The organism is Bacillus sp. LJBS17, assembly GCF_019334685.1.
Taxonomy (GTDB): Bacteria; Bacillota; Bacilli; order Bacillales; family Bacillaceae; genus Bacillus; species Bacillus subtilis.
Genome location: NZ_CP079759.1, coordinates 2,763,656 through 2,779,607 on the forward strand (window position 1 = coordinate 2,763,656; position 15,952 = coordinate 2,779,607).

Here is a 15,952-nt window from a genome sequence, read left to right on the forward strand (position 1 = left end):
CTGTGATTACAATATGTTTCTTCACAACATATGCCTGAACAAAAGAAGTTATGAGTAAAGGAAGGGAAAATATTTCTGATCTACGTGATCGAAAGCATTCGATTCAGGGCAAGGAGTGCATCTTCCTGAATGGCTTTTGGCACCTTGATGACGCCTGAAGGTTCTCCTTTTTCAATTTGTTCCAGCGACCACAACAAATGCGGCAAATCAATTCGGTTCATTGTCAGGCAAGGGCACATGTCAGGGTTAAGTGATTCGATTTGTTTATCTGGATGCTCGTGAATGATCCGCTGAACAAGATTCATTTCTGTCCCGATTGCCCACTTGCTTCCCGCCGGAGCCTGGTTGATTGTGTCGATAATATATTTCGTTGATCCGTTATCATCGCTTAGTGTCACGACTTCGTGTGAACATTCCGGGTGCACAATGATCTGAATGTCGGGGTCTCGCTCTCTCATATCAAGGATATTTTTAGTGGTGAATTTCTCGTGAACAGAGCAATGCCCTTTCCACAAAATCACTTTCACATTCGTATACCCGGATTCAGCTACTAATTCATCTTTTATCGGGTCCCACACAGCCATATCTTCAAGCGCAATGCCCAGATCATAAGCCGTATTTCTCCCTAAATGCTGATCAGGCAAAAATAAAATTCTTTTTTTCTGTGTAAACGCCCATTCAAGCACTTTTTTCGCATTCGAAGAAGTCACAGTTGCTCCGCCATGTTTTCCGACGAATGCCTTGATCTCCGCAGTGGAGTTCACATAAGTTAAAGGTATGATCGTATCTCCAAATATATGCTGAAGCTTCTTCCATGCCCTATTGGTCTGCTGCATGTCAGCCATGTCAGCCATAGAACATCCTGCTCTCATATCTGGCAGGACAACCGTTTGCTGCTCGCTTGTCAGCATATCGGCGGTTTCTGCCATAAAGTGAACGCCGCAAAATACGATATAATCCGCTTCTTTGTTTTTTTCCGCTACTTGGGCCAATTGCAGGGAGTCGCCTGTTTGGTCAGCAAATTGTATCACTTCATCCTTTTGATAATGATGGCCTGGTATAAAGAGCCTGCTGCTGAACTTTTTCTTAATGGCGGCAACGCGCATTTCCATATCCTTTCTCGATAGTTCTTTATAACTTTCGGGCATCATATCATTCGATTGTTTGATCACATCAAGAATTGACATAACGGCATTCCTCCACAGATTCATTTGATAACGTAACATCCATGCTGATATCTAAACTTTTGACGGAATGAGTCAGAAATCCTAATGAAATATAATTCACACCCGTCCCTTTAAAAGCAGGCAAAGATTCTAACGTAATCCCGCCGGAGGCTTCAGTTTTTATATGATCCGGTGTGAGCTTTGCAAAATGACGGACCGTATCAGGCGGACAGTTGTCAAACATAATAACATCCGCGCCAGCTGCAATTGCTTCCCGCAGCTGTCCCTCCGTTTCAATTTCCACCTCGATATTTACCATGTGCCCTGCGGCCTGACGGGCTTTTTTGCATGCCTCTAAAATAGAGCCGCATGCTGCGATATGATTATCTTTAATCATGATGCCGTCATACAAACCGAATCGATGATTATACCCGCCGCCGGCTCTGACAGCATATTTCTCCAGCATTCTGAGCCCCGGTGTTGTTTTTCTCGTGTCACAAATTTTAATCTGTTCATCATCCAGACACCGAACAGCCTCTCTTGTCATTGTCGCAATTCCTGACAGCCTCTGAATAAGATTTAATACGACCCGCTCTCCTGAAAGGAGCGCAGCTGCGGGACCGTGTAACTCGGCAATCACTTCACCTTTATGCAACATGTCCCCATCTTTTTTGTGCAAAATGATTTGAGCATTTTCGTCCAATAACGAAAAGCCTTCTTTTATGATCGCTGCTCCTGCAAAAATACCCTCTGACTTTGCAACAATCTCCGCTTCACAGCTCTGTTCTCCAAAAATAGACTGCGATGTAAGATCCCCTGTCCCAATATCCTCAAGAAAAAAGTGATTCAGTAATTTTTTCAGCTGTAAATGATTCATTGTTCCAAATCCCCTCGTTTTTTCTGATCTTCGTTCCTTTTTTTGTATGAACAATTTGTCTTCCTTGCCAGCTCACCTCAGCATGAGGAAAATCGGTGCGGAAGTGAGCCCCTCTGCTTTCCTCCCGCAAAAGCGCAGAAAACGTCATCAGCTTTGCAGTTTGCCATAGATGAGAAAGTTCCATCTGCCGAATTGTGATATCCTTCACATTTACTTCCTGAAAAGGCAGCGTATGAAGCCAGATGCTAAGCTCAATCAAACTGCTTTGTTCCCGCAGAATAGACATGTGGCTTGTCATTTTGCTTTGCAGTTCATGCACCTCTATATCCGGCACCTCGTAGACGACACTGGTTTCTAACCTTGATTGATATTGCCTGTTATAAACCGGTTTTTGGATAATATGCTCTGCTGCCCTTTTTCCAAATACCAGCGCTTCCAATAAAGAATTGCTTGCAAGCCGGTTTGCTCCATGTAAACCGGAGCATGCTGTCTCGCCAATCGCATAAAGTCCCGGCACTGTCGTTTCTCCCCAGCGATTAACTGAAACACCTCCCATTAAGAAATGCATTCCCGGAGCAACAGGAATTTTTCCGCTTTGAATATCAACCTCTGCTTTTTCACAAATAGCGGTGATGGTAGGGAAACGTGTTTCAAAATCAGAAATCGCACTGAAGTCTATATAAACGCGATTTCCTTTTGCCATTTCTTCGTGAATAACCCGTGAGACAATATCTCTTGGAGCCAGGTCACCTAAAGGATGCCGTTCAGCCATAATCCTGCGGCCGTTTTCGTCTACTAAACATCCGCCTTCCCCTCTGACAGCTTCTGAAACAAGCCCGTAGGAAACACCATTTTTCACAAGCAGTGTCGGGTGAAACTGAGTAAACTCCAAATCCGTTAATTCCGCCCCGGCCCGGTAAGCCAGAGAAAGACCGTCACCTGTGACAGTAGGATCATTTGTATGGTGAAGAAACAGGTTTCCACAGCCGCCGGCAGCCAGCACAACTTCGTCTGCGTGCCTTACCTTGAGCCGCCCTTTGCTGTCTTTTGTCATGACGCCGATACATCGTCCGTCCTCTATAAGCAAATCTGCTGCCATTTCATTCTCGATTAACTTGATTTTGCTGTTGATCCGTTTGAGCAAATAATCGATAAGCAGCCTGCCTGTTGCGTCTCCGCCTGCATGAAATATACGGTTGTATGAGTGGGCCCCTTCTTTTCCAAGACAAACACCGCCTCGTTCATTGCGGTCGAATGGAAATCCACGCTCCAATAGGCTTTGAACCATCATTTTTCCATCATGTAAAATGTCTGCTGCAATAGCTAGATTATTATGGCCGCACCCTGCGTATAACGTATCCTCCAGATGGGCTTCAATCGAGTCATCTTTTGCATAGGCCGCAGCAATCCCGCCTTGTGCATAGACAGAATTGCTGTTTTTGACGCTTTTTTTTGTGATAACAGTCACTTCGTATGAGGGCGGGAAAGCTGCAGCTAAGGAAAGTGCCGCCGCCCCTGAACCGATGACTGCAATCGTCTTTTTAGACATATGCCATCCTCCTGTTGTTTACACCTGTCTTGACACCTATATTTACACAAGGATAAAATAAACTCAAGAGTTTTTTATGGAGAACGGATGGAGGAAGACCGGATGATTTATTTAGATTATGCAGCGACAACGCCTATTTGTGAGGAAGCCCTTACCGTATATCAGAAGCTTAGTATGGATATGTACGGAAATGCCAGCAGCCTGCATGATGCAGGAGGAAAAGCAAAGCACATACTGGAGTACTGCCGTGAAAAAATCGCCAACATCATTGGCGGAGAAGCAAGCGGCATCTATTTTACAAGCGGCGGCACTGAATCCAATTTTCTGGCCATTCAATCATTGCTAAACGGCCTGCCAAAAAAGAAAAGACATTTTATTACAACTGCCATGGAGCATCAGTCCATTCACAATTGCGCTGCTTTTTTGGAACAGCAGGGATATGATGTAACAGTCATTGAACCGAATGAATACGGGCTTATTACCGAGGAAATATTACTAGCCCATATCCGGCCGGAAACAGGCCTTGTATCTATTCAGCATGCAAATTCTGAAACCGGGATCATTCAGCCCATTCAACGCCTGTCTTCATACCTGCACAATAAGGGGATTCTTCTTCATTGCGACGCTGTTCAAACGTTTGGAAAGATCCCGATCAATACAAAAAATCTGGGAGTAGATGCACTCTCAATGTCTAGCCATAAAATCCACGGTCCAAAAGGAGTAGGGGCGGTCTATATCCATCCGGATGTCCCTTGGAAACCAGTTTATCCTCTGACTACTCATGAATACGGATTCAGAGCCGGCACCGTAAATGTTCCCGGGATCGGTGCCTTCACTGCCGCTGCAGAATTGATCGTAAGCGAAATGGAAAAACAGATATCCCGCAATGAGGCATTAAGAACTTACTTTCTAGACCAAATCCGTATTCGGTCTCTCCCTGTAACCCTTGCGGCAGAGACTTCGCAAGCAGAATGTCTTCCGCATATTATAGGGTGTTTTTTTCACTCATTTGAAGGACAATATGTTATGTTAGAATGTAATCGGAGTAATATTTGCATTTCAACCGGCAGCGCTTGTTCTGCAGGTTACCACGGTCCGTCTGAAACAATGAAAGCATTAAGAAAAACCGAACAAGAAGCTCTGCAATTTATCCGCATCTCTTTTGGCAGGCATACAACAGCTGAACAGCTGGAACAGTTATTACATACGTTTACAGTGCTTTGGGAACAAAAGAAAGGAGAATTTGATATTGACCGAAGAATTAAAGCTAATGGGCGCCAACAGGCGTGACCAGCTTCTTCTGTGGCTGAAGGAATCTAAATCACCGCTGACAGGAGGAGAACTCGCAAAAAAAGCGAACGTCTCAAGACAGGTTATTGTACAGGATATATCGCTCTTGAAAGCGAAAAATGTACCGATTATCGCCACAAGCCAAGGGTATGTATACATGGATGCAGCCGCTCAGCAGCACCAGCAGGCAGAAAGAATCATAGCATGTCTGCACGGTCCTGAACGGACAGAAGAGGAACTGCAGCTCATCGTCGACGAAGGCGTTACAGTAAAAGACGTAAAAATCGAGCATCCCGTATACGGAGATTTAACTGCAGCCATCCAAGTAGGCACCCGGAAAGAAGTTAGCCATTTCATCAAAAAAATCAATTCTACGAATGCTGCCTACTTATCACAGCTGACCGACGGCGTGCACCTGCATACACTGACAGCACCTGATGAACATCGCATCGATCAAGCCTGCCAAGCCCTCGAAGAAGCCGGCATTTTAATTAAAGACTAAAAAAAGCCCTCTAGAGGGCTTTTTTATAATTGGTAAGACTGGTATGCACCCAGAAGCCTCACTTTGCAGCCGAGCGCTTCAAGCTCCTGCATGGCTCCTGGGATCAATACATCATCAAACGCTTTCTCAATATCAATAATAAAGAAATAATGACCTAATCCGGTTTTAGTCGGACGTGACTCAATTTTTGACAAGTTTAAATTTCTCCAAGAAAATGCAGACAGCACTCTATGCAGCGCCCCGGACTGATCATCCTGCGGCAGCATGACCATTAAGGTCGTTTTGGGCCTAGAACTCAATTTTGAATTCACTTCAAAAGATATGTTTTCATCAGGAGACAGGATAACAAATCTTGTATGATTGTCCCTATAGTCCTGTATATCCCGTTTCACGATTTTTAATTCGTATGTAGAAGCTGCCATATCATTGGCAATGACCCCGATATTCAGCTCGGGATGGTCACTGACAAACTTTGCTGCCGCCCCGGTAGAATTGGCGTATTCATATGGAACGGAAGGAAAATGTCGATGAAGAAATTTATGGCATTGCGCAATCGCGTGTGAATGCGAGTAAATTTTGTCGAGCTCTTTCCATGCATTCTCTCTAGAGGGATGGACGAGCAAGTGCTGATGAATCGGCAACGTCATTTCACCCACGATTGGCAAAGGCTGTTCATGTATTAAATAGTCTATTGTTAGATTAACAGATCCTTCTAATGCATTTTCCAAAGGAACAAAAGCAAAATCAACTTCGCCTGCAACGGCTGCATCTATACACTCCGGAATGGTGCGGTAAGCAACATGTTCGGCGCCGTTTTGAAAACAAGAACTGACTGCTAGATGTGTAAATGTAGCTGCTGGACCTAAATAACCGACTTTCATGACGATTTTCTCTCCCTTATGCACCTGAACCTAATATTTCAACCTTTTCTACAAAATCAAACTTCCTGAGCTTATTCATTAATGTATGAATGTCTTCTTCCATTGCCGACGTACTGATAGACAGTGTCACATTTGCTCTGCCTTGAAGCGGAATGGTCTGATGAATGGAAAGAACGTTGCTTCCAGAATCAGCTACCGCCTGAAGAAGCTGAGATAACGCACCTGACCTATCCTCTAAATGAAAGAAAAGTGTGATAATTTGTTCTTTTACCATGGTGTAGAATGGAAAAACAGCATCCCTGTATTTATAAAACGCACTTCTGCTTAAATCGACCTTTTGAACGGCATCTGCTACTGAATCTGCTTTTTTTCGATCAAGCAGCTTTTTGACTTCTAATGTTTTTCTCATTGCATCGGGCAATACATCTTCACGGACAAGATAAAATGTCTCCTCTTTCATTTGCATCCCCCCTTTAAAATAGAGAGCCTGACACCAGGCTCTCTTTTCAGCCAACATTCATTAATCAATAAATTCAAATTCAAATTCCAGAAGCCTGATTATATCTCCATCCTTGGCTCCGCGTTCTCTGAGTGCTTCATCAACACCCATTCCGCGCATCTGTCTTGCAAACCGTTTAACCGATTCATCACGTGAGAAATCAGTCATCTTGAATAACCGCTCAAGGCTGTCTCCTGAAAGCACAAATACACCGTCTGGATCGCGTGTAATGTTAAATGGCACTTCTTCATTTTCTATTGTGTACATGACACGGTTTTGTGTAAGCTCTTCCTCGTCATACAGCGGGAATTCCGGTGTGTTCTCAAGCTGATTGGCAACCTCAAACAGAAGCTCACGCAGACCTTCTCTTGTCACCGCACTGATCGGGAATACTGGATAATCATCCGTCAGCTTTTCTTTAAAGGCTTCGAGATTTTCCGCAGCCTCCGGCATGTCCATTTTATTTGCAACGATAATTTGCGGACGCTCGGTGAGACGCAGATTGTACTCGCTCAGCTCCTGGTTAATCGTAAGATAATCCTCATACGGATCGCGGCCTTCTAAGCCTGACATGTCAATGACGTGAACAATAACCCTCGTCCGTTCAATATGGCGCAAAAACTGGTGGCCCAGTCCGACGCCTTGGTGTGCGCCTTCAATCAGCCCCGGCAAATCGGCCATGACAAAGCTGCGTCCGTCATCCGTTTCAACCATGCCGAGATTCGGGACAAGCGTTGTAAAGTGATAGTCCGCAATTTTCGGTTTTGCAGATGAGACAACAGACAGCAAAGTAGATTTTCCCACACTCGGGAACCCGACAAGTCCGACATCTGCAAGCACTTTTAATTCAAGAACAATGTAGCGTTCTTTTCCCGGCTCGCCGTTTTCTGAAAGCTGAGGCGCGGGATTAGCCGGTGTAGCAAAGCGGCTATTCCCTCTTCCGCCTCTTCCGCCTCTTGCAATGACAGCCCGCTGTCCGTGCTCTGTTAAATCAGCGATGACCTGTTTTGTATCATCGTCTGTCACAACGGTGCCCGGCGGAACTTTAATGACCATATCATCAGCATTTCGTCCGTGCTGGTTTTTGGACATGCCATGCTCGCCGCGAATCGCTTTAAAGTGTTTTTTGTATCTAAAATCCATCAGGGTGCGGAGACCTTCATCTACTTCAAAAACGACGTCTCCTCCCTTTCCTCCGTCACCGCCGGCAGGGCCGCCTTTCGGCACATATTTTTCACGGCGAAACGCAACCATACCGTTGCCGCCGTCGCCGCCTTTTACATATACTTTGACCTGATCTACAAACATAATGTCCTCCGTTCTAAACCGTTAAAAACTCCGCTAGTCCAACCCAATTTCAATCAGACATTCGTGACTCGTGATTTCAAAACGCATGATATCAACGTCCTCATATCCATTCTGCCGAATATCATCAAAAGCAGATGGATCGGCAAAGGCGCCGTGAAAATCAAGGTACAGAATCAGCTGTCTGTCAGGATGATCCGTTTGAAGCGAAACCGTTAAATGATTTTCACTCTCTCTGCTGACTGCTTGATCAAACAGATGAAACAGCTTTCTCATCAGTTTCGCCAGCTTTTGATCATAAGCCGACAAATCCTTAATTTCTCCGAGAACTTCATATTCAAGCGTCATATAATGGGTTTTCCAATTAAACGTAAGAAAATCAAACGCCAAATGCGGTGTTTTCAGGTTTGAGAGCTTTGATTCGTGCTTTGCGTCTATAACCATTTCTTCAATCATTTCAAAGACACGGTCATACTTCTGTAAGCTTAAGTTTCCTTTAATCAGCTGCAGCTTATTCATCCAATCATGCCGGGAATGGCCAAGCAGATGAATCAGTTCGTTTGTTAATGCCGTGTCGCTTATATTTTCTTCTTGATTTTTTGAAACATCCTTCATTTTCGCACTCCCAATCATTTAATTTCTTATTTAGGAGTCTGTATAAGTGTGTATTATGAATTATAACAGAGAAGGCTTTGTTAGAAAAACAATTGTTTTTCCCAGAAATATCATGTTCCTTTTTTCTGGCTTTGGTTGATTTGCAGCCAGGCAGAACATTTTATGTATTACTGCTTGGGGAACATATCCAGTGGGTTTGAGATGTTTATTCTCATTCTTGGCGGGGTCTGCTCGCACATACTCTGCATTTCATTCTAGGTGTTTACTCCGCATATTGCAAAAAAAACTCCAGTCATCATCGACCGGAGTTTTTTGAATCATTATTGAGCTACAGGATATACGCTCACTTTTTTGCGGTCACGGCCGAAACGTTCGAATTTAACAGTTCCGTCGATTTTCGCAAATAGAGTGTCATCTCCGCCGCGGCCCACGTTTTCACCTGGGTAAATTTTTGTTCCGCGTTGACGGTAAAGGATAGAACCGCCTGTTACGAATTGACCGTCAGCACGTTTAGCACCTAAACGTTTAGCCTCAGAGTCACGTCCGTTCTTTGTAGAACCTACTCCTTTTTTAGAAGCGAAAAACTGAAGATCTAATCTAAGCATGTAGCTCACCTCCTATATTATGTTTGTGGTCACACGCAAGTTGTCTTTGTAATCCCGTTCGATTGTCTCCAGCGAAACAATCATGCCTTCAATCAGCAGCTGAGCTTTTTGGCGTGCCTCTGGATCAAGAGATTCAGGGAATTCAAAATAAAAATAACCCCCGTCCTCCCCTATATCAAGAAGCGGCTCGAAGCCCGCGAGCACAATGACCGCGTTAACGGCTCCAAACACAACGGCTGTCACTCCGGCACAAACAAGATCTTGTCCATGTTCAGCAAAATTCGCATGGCCCGTCATTTCAAAAGACAATATGCCTTTATCATGAGACCTTCTGATTGTTGCCTGAATCATGCTTACGCGTTGATTTTTTCGATCGTCACTTTAGTGTAAGGCTGACGATGACCTTGTTTTTTATGAACGTTTTTCTTTGGTTTGTATCTGAAAACAGTGATTTTTTTCGCGCGGCCTTGTTTTTCAACTTTAGCCGTTACTGTTGCGCCTTCAACTGTAGGGTTGCCGACTTTCACGTTGTCTCCGCCAACAAACAAAACGTCTTCAAAAGTAACTGTTTCACCTGCTTCAGCAGCAAGTTTTTCGATGTAAACAGTTTGGCCTTCTTCAACTTTGATTTGTTTACCGCCTGTTTTAATGATTGCGTACATTCTCTGCACCTCCTATTAGACTAAGACTCGCCAGATACCAGGGGGCTGTAAAAGCTCTTAACACCTGTACTGAGCGGTTGTAGCAATGGTGCTACATCCATAACATTAAAAAATATACCAAAATACAAGGCGTTTGTCAATCAGTTTTAGTAGGGCAGAAGCAGTTCCTCCATGGAAGAATTCGTCCGCTTATCGGCAAAGTAAGCGTGCAGCACTTCATTCTCGTCAAGCTGGCTGAGCTTTTGGCCTGATTTTTCTATAATAATCGGATGCTTACAGCCACGTTTGAACTCGGCCATCACATGATAGACTTTATCCTCCGCCTTTACTGTCAGCGGCAGAAGTTTCTCAAGCTCCCTGTTTTTTCCGTAATACCTTTCGAGGAGAAATCTCACATGGATATAGTGCCTTTGCCGATATTCCTCAAACAAGGAAACAGCCAGAAAGACAAACAAAACCCATGCGCTGATCTGCAGAGGAATCACGAATAAAACCCAGCACCCGAGCAACAGGCAGAAGCAGAGCGACGTTTTTAGATTAAGCCGGTGAGCCTTTTGAAAAGGCAGCTGTTTGGAAAACAACAAAAATAACAGTTTTCCTCCATCCAGCGGCCAGATCGGCAGTAAATTGACAAATAAGATAGAAAGATTATAAAAGGTGAAGAGTTCAAAGGTATGCTGATGAATCACTGAGACTTCTGCAAGCATCCAGGCGGCAAACTGAAGCCAGATGTGCTGAAGAGGGCCGGCAATAATGACCGCAAACTCTTCCTTTAACGGCCGATTCCCGTGTTCTTCCACTTCGACCGTTCCCCCAAACGGCAGCAAAAAAACACGCTTGATTCTCCAAGAAAAAAATACGGCCAGAGCAGCATGCCCCAGTTCATGAATCAATACAATCAGGAGCAGACATAATAATGCTTTCATATGGCCTGTGAGCAAGCCCAGCGCCGCGATAATCCAAAGAAAAGGATGCACATGGATCTTTAAGATAAGGTCGAGCCATTTATTCAAATGTAATCACCTGAATCGGATCAATAAATTTATCGCCGTCTTTCATGGCAAAATAATAGACCCCTTTATTATGATCATCAAGCTTAATCGAACCGAGCTTTTTGCCTTTATCCACAAAATCATATAAAGCAACATCCACATCTTTGAGCTCGCCATAGATACTATAGGTGTTGTCAGCATGCTGCACCTTAACCGTCAGTCCCGTCTGGCTGTCTTTGCTGACTTCAACCACATAGCCTTCTTTTACGCTATCAATCTTATCGCTGCTTGTTTCGACTTTAATTCCTTCCCCATTGTCCTGAAAATCCTGCTGTACTTTCCCGGATGCAGGCGCGATCAGATCTTTGCCTACTTCAATTTGCTGTTCCTTATTTTTGTGTTCAGGAGCCAGGAAAGCAAGCGGATTTCCGAATTTGGTTTCGAACCAATGGCTTGCTGAGGCAAATTGAAATTCAGTTTCAAAGGTTTTGGCTACGGCGGGTTTAATCTGACTGACGGGTCCAATGTTTGTTTTATAGGCTATAGCTGAAACGAGAACAAGGCAGGCCGACAGAAGACATTTCAGGATAATTGAATCTGTTTTCACCAATGGGTGTTTTCCGTTGAATGTTGGCATATTATCTTCGTAGACCGGAAGTGTTCCATGCTTTTCCTGATCCGTTACCATCACCCAGGACGGGGGTTTCTGCTTTTCAGAAACTGTCTGAGTAGAGAAACGTTTTGAGCCGGAAAGCTGCTTTCTTCTTTTCTCTAATCGTTTTCTGATTTCATCTGCTCTGTGACTCATTGCCATCATCCTTTGCATTCGTTGGGTTTGTACATCATATGTCTTGTCCATGGCAAATATTCGGTTTAGTCAAGAACAAAGCAGGCAAAAACAAAAAAATCTGACACAGCATATGCTTTGTCAGATTCTTCTCTTTGATTCTATCACATTAAGATCTTACTCCGAAAAATGACTTAATCTTAGCCATCATTCCTTTGTTTTGCTCTTCAAGCACCTGTAAAGGAACAGATTCACCTAAGATGCGGCGGGCAATATTGCGATATGCAATGGAAGCGCGATTTTTAGGGTCCATCGCAATCGGTTCGCCATGATTGGAAGCTTTGATGACTTCATCATCATCAGCCACGATTCCGAGCAAATCGATCGACAGATGCTGTACGATTTCGTCGATATCCATCGTGTCACCGTTTTTCATCAAGTGATTTCTGATTCTGTTTACAACGAGCCGCGGCGATTCAACATTTTCCTCTTGCTCCAGCAGCCCTATAATACGGTCAGCATCACGAACAGCTGAGATTTCAGGCGTAGTGACCACAATCGCTTTATCAGCTCCGGAAACGGCATTTTTGTACCCTTGCTCGATTCCGGCAGGACAGTCTATGATGACATAGTCAAATTCCTGTTTGAGCTCTCGGACCATGTTTTTAATTTGTTCAGGAGCAACAGCTGTCTTATCGCTCGTTTGAGCAGCGGGCATTAAATAGAGCAGATCATCGAAACGTTTGTCTTTTACGAGCGCCTGATGCATTTTGCATCTGCCCTCTACAACGTCTACCAGATCGTAAATAATTCTATTTTCAAGACCCATTACAACATCAAGGTTGCGCAGTCCTATATCAGTATCTACTAAGCATACGCGCTTCCCTAAAATGGCTAAGGCGGTACCGAGGTTCGCAGATGTTGTTGTCTTACCTACTCCGCCTTTTCCCGAAGTTATTACGATAGCCTCACCCAATTCACATTCCTCCCTCAAGCCTTGTTAGATCAGGTCTTAAATGAGCCAAATGTTGAAGGCGTTCAATGACCATATTTCCGTCTGTATCTAAATAAGCACATTCCATTTCGTTCCCTTTTTGAATGTGGTCTGGGGAGCGATTTAACACATGATTGATTCTTAATTGTGTCGGAAGCATTTCAGAGGCGGCGATGACCGCTTGATTATTTCCATTAAATCCGGCATGCGCGATTCCTTTCAGTGAGCCCAGAACAAAAATGTTCCCTCCGGCCCTGACTGTTCCGCCGGGATTCACGTCACCGATCAGGAGCAAGTCGCCTTTTACCTGCAGTACTTGGCCTGAACGGACAATTTTTGAAACAGAAATAATTTCGGCTTCCTCTCTTATCTGCTGTGCTTCTTTTTTAGTAATGACTTCACTGTCAATAGAATGAACAAACAAATCTTTCTTTGACGCAATCAATTCGGTTAGCTGTTCCTCTTGCTCCTTATATAAAAAGCGATTTCCCAGCTTAACATGAACACTGATTTTCTGGCCTTTTCCATCGGTATATTGTTCAATTGACAGCATATTCTGAAGACCATCGAGAAGCTCATCAAAAGAACACGCATCATCCAGATGCAATGTTAGTCCATTCTTTGTTCCTTTTATTGTTACATATTGCTGCTTTTTGGTCTTCACAATATTCACCTCAACAACATACTCATTTCGTCAAAAAAAGATAAAATCCTTTTTACTCATCTCTCAATTCTTTCTTTAGACTCATAAAAAACAATCTAAATGGCAGAACAAGAATAAGAGCTGCTGCAATATTTAATAAAATTGTCGGTATAAACCGGTCAAGCACAAATCCGTTAAACGTCATAATATCTTTATGAATCAAAGACTGAATGCCGAATACGTAAAATTCGAGCAGACAGACAGCCAGAACTGCTATCAATATCACTACAAATGCGTTTGTATGTAACACTTTAAACGCTTTTGAAGCCAAATAGCATAGCCCTGCAAAACCAAACATGTAAACGCCTAATAGACTTGTATAGTTCATGTCATATAGAAAACCAAAAATAAATCCGTAAATCATCGCGTGTTTTTGGTTGATAAAAGCCGACATGAATATCAATACAAGCATCAAAAAACGCGGGGCGAGCACTTGGTCATCTGTAACGAAAGGAAAATGCATCAAATCTGTAAAAATGCTTTCCGCAGAAAAAACAAGCATCATAACGAAAGGGAGAAGGAAACGTTTCACGATCCTTCCTCCTCTGTATCGACAGTCGGCACGTCACGGTTAACAACGATCACATTATTTAAATCTGTAAGGTCAGCCGCAGGTTTTACATAAGCAACCTTCGTTAATCCATAGGAATCTGACTCGATATCAGTCACTTCACCGATTGTCAGCCCTTCTGGGAAAACACCGCCTGTCCCTGATGTTTCAATAAGATCGCCTTTTTTCACGTCTTGTTTATCTTTACGCTCAATAATTGTCATCTTAAGACGTTTTTTCTCTTTGTCATATCCTTCGATCAAGCCGTAGCCTTTGCTGCCTTTTTTTCCGGAAATTTTTGTCGCGACTCTGTTATTGCGGTCAGTATCGCTTAAAAGCTGAACAGTAGACGTAAAATTGTTAAGTCCGGAGCTTTTGATCTTGCCGATTAATGCGCCTTTTTCGTTTGTAACGGCCATATCTTTCGCTACGTTTTGCTGAGTCCCCTTGTTAATGGTGACCTGTTTGGCCCAATTATCAGGGCTTCTGGCGATGACCGTTGCTAAAATCGGCTTGTAATCTTTAATCGATTTGACATGGCCAAGCTCGTCACGCAAGGATTTGTTTTCTTCCTCAAGCTCTTGAAGCTTGGCTTCATATTGTGTCTGTCCGTCAAGTTTTTCTCTTAGACGCTCGTTTTCTTTGTATGTGTTTTTTAAATCATTGATGTTCTCAAATATTCCTGCAAAAAATTCGGCAGGCGTATGAAAAATATTTTGAAATACTCCCGTCGTATCGCCGATCACTTTCTCAGGCCAGGTGGTATTGCGGCCGCCCTTCAGCGAAAATCCAATCATAGCCACCAATATGATAATACACAGAAGTAATAGCATTAACCGCTTATTCGGCATCGTGTTACACCTCTTCTATTGAACTCCCGATTATCTAGTTTTCCCTTTGAAAAGATGGATGTGCTCCAGTGCTTTCCCTGTTCCGATCGCTACACAATCAAGCGGGTCTTCGGCGATAAGGACCGGCATTTTTGTTTCTTCGCTGATGACTTTGTCCAAATTGCGCAAAAGCGCTCCGCCGCCGGTTAACACTATACCTCTGTCCATGATATCTGCTGCAAGCTCAGGCGGTGTTTTTTCGAGTGTGCTCTTCACTGCTTCGACAATTGTAGATACAGTGTCGCGTAGAGCGTTAGAAATCTCTTTTCCTGTAATTTCAATTGTTTTCGGCAGACCTGTGAGCAAATCGCGGCCGCGGATTTCCATGTTGTCGGATTCTTCAGGAGCTTCTGCAGATCCGATTTCCATTTTAATCGCTTCAGCGGTACGGTCACCGATCATCAGGTTGTACGTTTTTCTGATGTAGTTGATAATTGCGTCGTCCATCTCATCACCGGCTACACGGATTGACTGAGACGTTACGATGCCTCCGAGGGAAATAATCGCAACTTCTGTCGTACCGCCCCCGATATCAACAACCATGCTTCCAGTCGGCTCCCAAACTGGCAGATTGGCTCCGATTGCTGCGGCAAAAGGCTCTTCAATCGGATACGCGTCACGTGCTCCAGCCTGTCTTGTCGCATCGATAACAGCGCGTTCTTCAACAGCTGTAATGCCTGATGGGACACATACCATTACATATGGTTTTCTGGCAAACATGCCTTTATTTTTTATGGCCTGATTGATGTAATATTTCATCATCGTCGCCGTTGTTTCATAATCAGCGATAACGCCGTCTTTCATCGGGCGAAGAGCCACCACATTGCCCGGTGTCCGTCCAATCATATTTTTCGCATCATTTCCGACAGCGACAATCGATTTCGTATCCGTCTGCAAAGCGACAACTGACGGCTCTCTCACAACAATTCCTTTTCCTTTTACAAAAACAAGCGTATTCGCAGTTCCAAGATCTATACCAAGGTCTCTAGCACCAATTCCAAACATATGTATGTATCTTCCTTTCTTAAAGCAAAAATACCCTAAAGGGAAAAACTCATAAACTCTATTATAGCTTAATTCGACGA

Annotated in this window: 20 protein-coding genes and 1 other annotated feature; of the genes, 3 read left to right on the forward strand and 17 right to left on the reverse strand. The window is 43.8% G+C overall.

All coding sequences use genetic code 11. The annotated features are described in order from the left end of the window. Positions 1–80: 80 nt before the first annotated feature. Genes nadA through nadB form a run of 3 tightly spaced genes read right to left on the reverse strand, consistent with a single transcriptional unit; the run spans position 81 to position 3,592 of the window. A complete protein-coding gene (gene nadA, locus KXZ66_RS14365) occupies positions 81–1,187 on the reverse strand; it encodes a quinolinate synthase NadA (protein WP_219144599.1) in 1,107 nt (368 codons plus the stop codon). Beyond that, positions 1,174–2,043, reverse strand: coding sequence for a carboxylating nicotinate-nucleotide diphosphorylase (nadC, locus tag KXZ66_RS14370; protein WP_041850177.1), 870 nt, complete (start codon positions 2,041–2,043; stop codon positions 1,174–1,176). The genes nadA and nadC overlap by 14 nt, the downstream gene beginning before the upstream one ends. Further along, complete coding sequence (nadB, locus tag KXZ66_RS14375) at positions 1,997–3,592, reverse strand: L-aspartate oxidase (RefSeq protein ID WP_041850178.1); 1,596 nt, start codon at positions 3,590–3,592, stop codon at positions 1,997–1,999. Before nadB ends, nadC begins: the two co-directional genes overlap by 47 nt. Before the next feature lie 102 nt (positions 3,593–3,694). Here nadB and nifS point away from each other — a divergent pair, with 102 nt between their 5' ends. Continuing rightward, positions 3,695–4,882, forward strand: a complete 1,188-nt coding sequence (gene nifS, locus KXZ66_RS14380) for a cysteine desulfurase NifS (RefSeq protein WP_041850179.1) — start codon at positions 3,695–3,697, stop codon at positions 4,880–4,882. Further along, entirely contained in the window at positions 4,842–5,384 is a 543-nt protein-coding gene (locus KXZ66_RS14385) for a transcription repressor NadR (protein ID WP_004398582.1), read from the forward strand. The genes nifS and KXZ66_RS14385 overlap by 41 nt, the downstream gene beginning before the upstream one ends. A 23-nt stretch (positions 5,385–5,407) precedes the next feature. Here the strand turns inward: KXZ66_RS14385 and pheA are convergent, their stop codons facing one another. From pheA to spo0B, 4 genes are read right to left on the reverse strand one after another with little or no spacing between them, the layout of a single operon-like run. Then, positions 5,408–6,265 (reverse strand): prephenate dehydratase, encoded by an 858-nt coding sequence (pheA, locus tag KXZ66_RS14390; protein WP_004398512.1) that lies wholly within the window; start codon positions 6,263–6,265, stop codon positions 5,408–5,410. A gap of 16 nt (positions 6,266–6,281) precedes the next feature. Next, positions 6,282–6,725 (reverse strand): transcriptional regulator ThrR, encoded by a 444-nt coding sequence (thrR, locus tag KXZ66_RS14395; protein WP_003222630.1) that lies wholly within the window; start codon positions 6,723–6,725, stop codon positions 6,282–6,284. A gap of 60 nt (positions 6,726–6,785) precedes the next feature. Continuing rightward, positions 6,786–8,072 carry a GTPase ObgE gene (obgE, locus tag KXZ66_RS14400; protein ID WP_219144601.1) on the reverse strand — a complete coding sequence of 429 codons (1,287 nt, stop codon included), beginning with the start codon at positions 8,070–8,072 and terminating at the stop codon, positions 6,786–6,788. A 33-nt stretch (positions 8,073–8,105) separates the two neighbouring features. Continuing rightward, positions 8,106–8,684: a sporulation initiation phosphotransferase Sop0B gene (gene spo0B / locus KXZ66_RS14405; protein WP_004399131.1), complete on the reverse strand. Its 579-nt coding sequence runs from the start codon at positions 8,682–8,684 to the stop codon at positions 8,106–8,108. Between the two features lie 77 nt (positions 8,685–8,761). On the opposite strand from spo0B, the gene KXZ66_RS14410 reads away from it, so the two are divergent. Next, complete coding sequence (locus KXZ66_RS14410) at positions 8,762–8,884, forward strand: hypothetical protein (RefSeq protein WP_003229671.1); 123 nt, start codon at positions 8,762–8,764, stop codon at positions 8,882–8,884. Positions 8,885–9,004: 120 nt separating this feature from the next. Here the strand turns inward: KXZ66_RS14410 and rpmA are convergent, their stop codons facing one another. From rpmA to mreB, 10 genes are all read right to left on the reverse strand, one after another. Beyond that, positions 9,005–9,289, reverse strand: a complete 285-nt coding sequence (rpmA, locus tag KXZ66_RS14415) for a 50S ribosomal protein L27 (protein WP_003222623.1) — start codon at positions 9,287–9,289, stop codon at positions 9,005–9,007. Positions 9,290–9,301: 12 nt separating this feature from the next. After that, positions 9,302–9,640 carry a ribosomal-processing cysteine protease Prp gene (locus tag KXZ66_RS14420; protein WP_003229669.1) on the reverse strand — a complete coding sequence of 113 codons (339 nt, stop codon included), beginning with the start codon at positions 9,638–9,640 and terminating at the stop codon, positions 9,302–9,304. 2 nt (positions 9,641–9,642) lie between these two features. Next, entirely contained in the window at positions 9,643–9,951 is a 309-nt protein-coding gene (rplU, locus tag KXZ66_RS14425) for a 50S ribosomal protein L21 (RefSeq protein ID WP_003229668.1), read from the reverse strand. Positions 9,952–9,964: 13 nt separating this feature from the next. Continuing rightward, positions 9,965–10,040: a sequence feature (ribosomal protein L21 leader region), on the reverse strand. Between the two features lie 57 nt (positions 10,041–10,097). Then, entirely contained in the window at positions 10,098–10,964 is an 867-nt protein-coding gene (spoIVFB, locus tag KXZ66_RS14430) for a stage IV sporulation intramembrane metalloprotease SpoIVFB (protein WP_004398649.1), read from the reverse strand. Beyond that, the gene (gene spoIVFA, locus KXZ66_RS14435; protein ID WP_029727118.1) at positions 10,957–11,751 is read right to left on the reverse strand and encodes a stage IV sporulation protein SpoIVFA; all 795 of its coding nucleotides are present in this window, start codon (positions 11,749–11,751) and stop codon (positions 10,957–10,959) included. The genes spoIVFB and spoIVFA overlap by 8 nt, the downstream gene beginning before the upstream one ends. A 148-nt stretch (positions 11,752–11,899) precedes the next feature. Further along, a complete protein-coding gene (gene minD, locus KXZ66_RS14440; RefSeq protein WP_042975118.1) occupies positions 11,900–12,706 on the reverse strand; it encodes a septum site-determining protein MinD in 807 nt (268 codons plus the stop codon). A gap of 1 nt (position 12,707) precedes the next feature. Further along, a complete protein-coding gene (gene minC / locus KXZ66_RS14445; RefSeq protein WP_004398901.1) occupies positions 12,708–13,388 on the reverse strand; it encodes a septum site-determining protein MinC in 681 nt (226 codons plus the stop codon). 52 nt (positions 13,389–13,440) lie between these two features. Continuing rightward, complete coding sequence (mreD, locus tag KXZ66_RS14450) at positions 13,441–13,959, reverse strand: rod shape-determining protein MreD (protein WP_219144602.1); 519 nt, start codon at positions 13,957–13,959, stop codon at positions 13,441–13,443. Beyond that, positions 13,956–14,828 (reverse strand): rod shape-determining protein MreC, encoded by an 873-nt coding sequence (mreC, locus tag KXZ66_RS14455; protein ID WP_003222609.1) that lies wholly within the window; start codon positions 14,826–14,828, stop codon positions 13,956–13,958. The genes mreD and mreC overlap by 4 nt, the downstream gene beginning before the upstream one ends. A gap of 30 nt (positions 14,829–14,858) precedes the next feature. Then, entirely contained in the window at positions 14,859–15,872 is a 1,014-nt protein-coding gene (gene mreB, locus KXZ66_RS14460; RefSeq protein ID WP_003229650.1) for a cell shape-determining protein MreB, read from the reverse strand. Positions 15,873–15,952 lie beyond the last annotated feature (80 nt).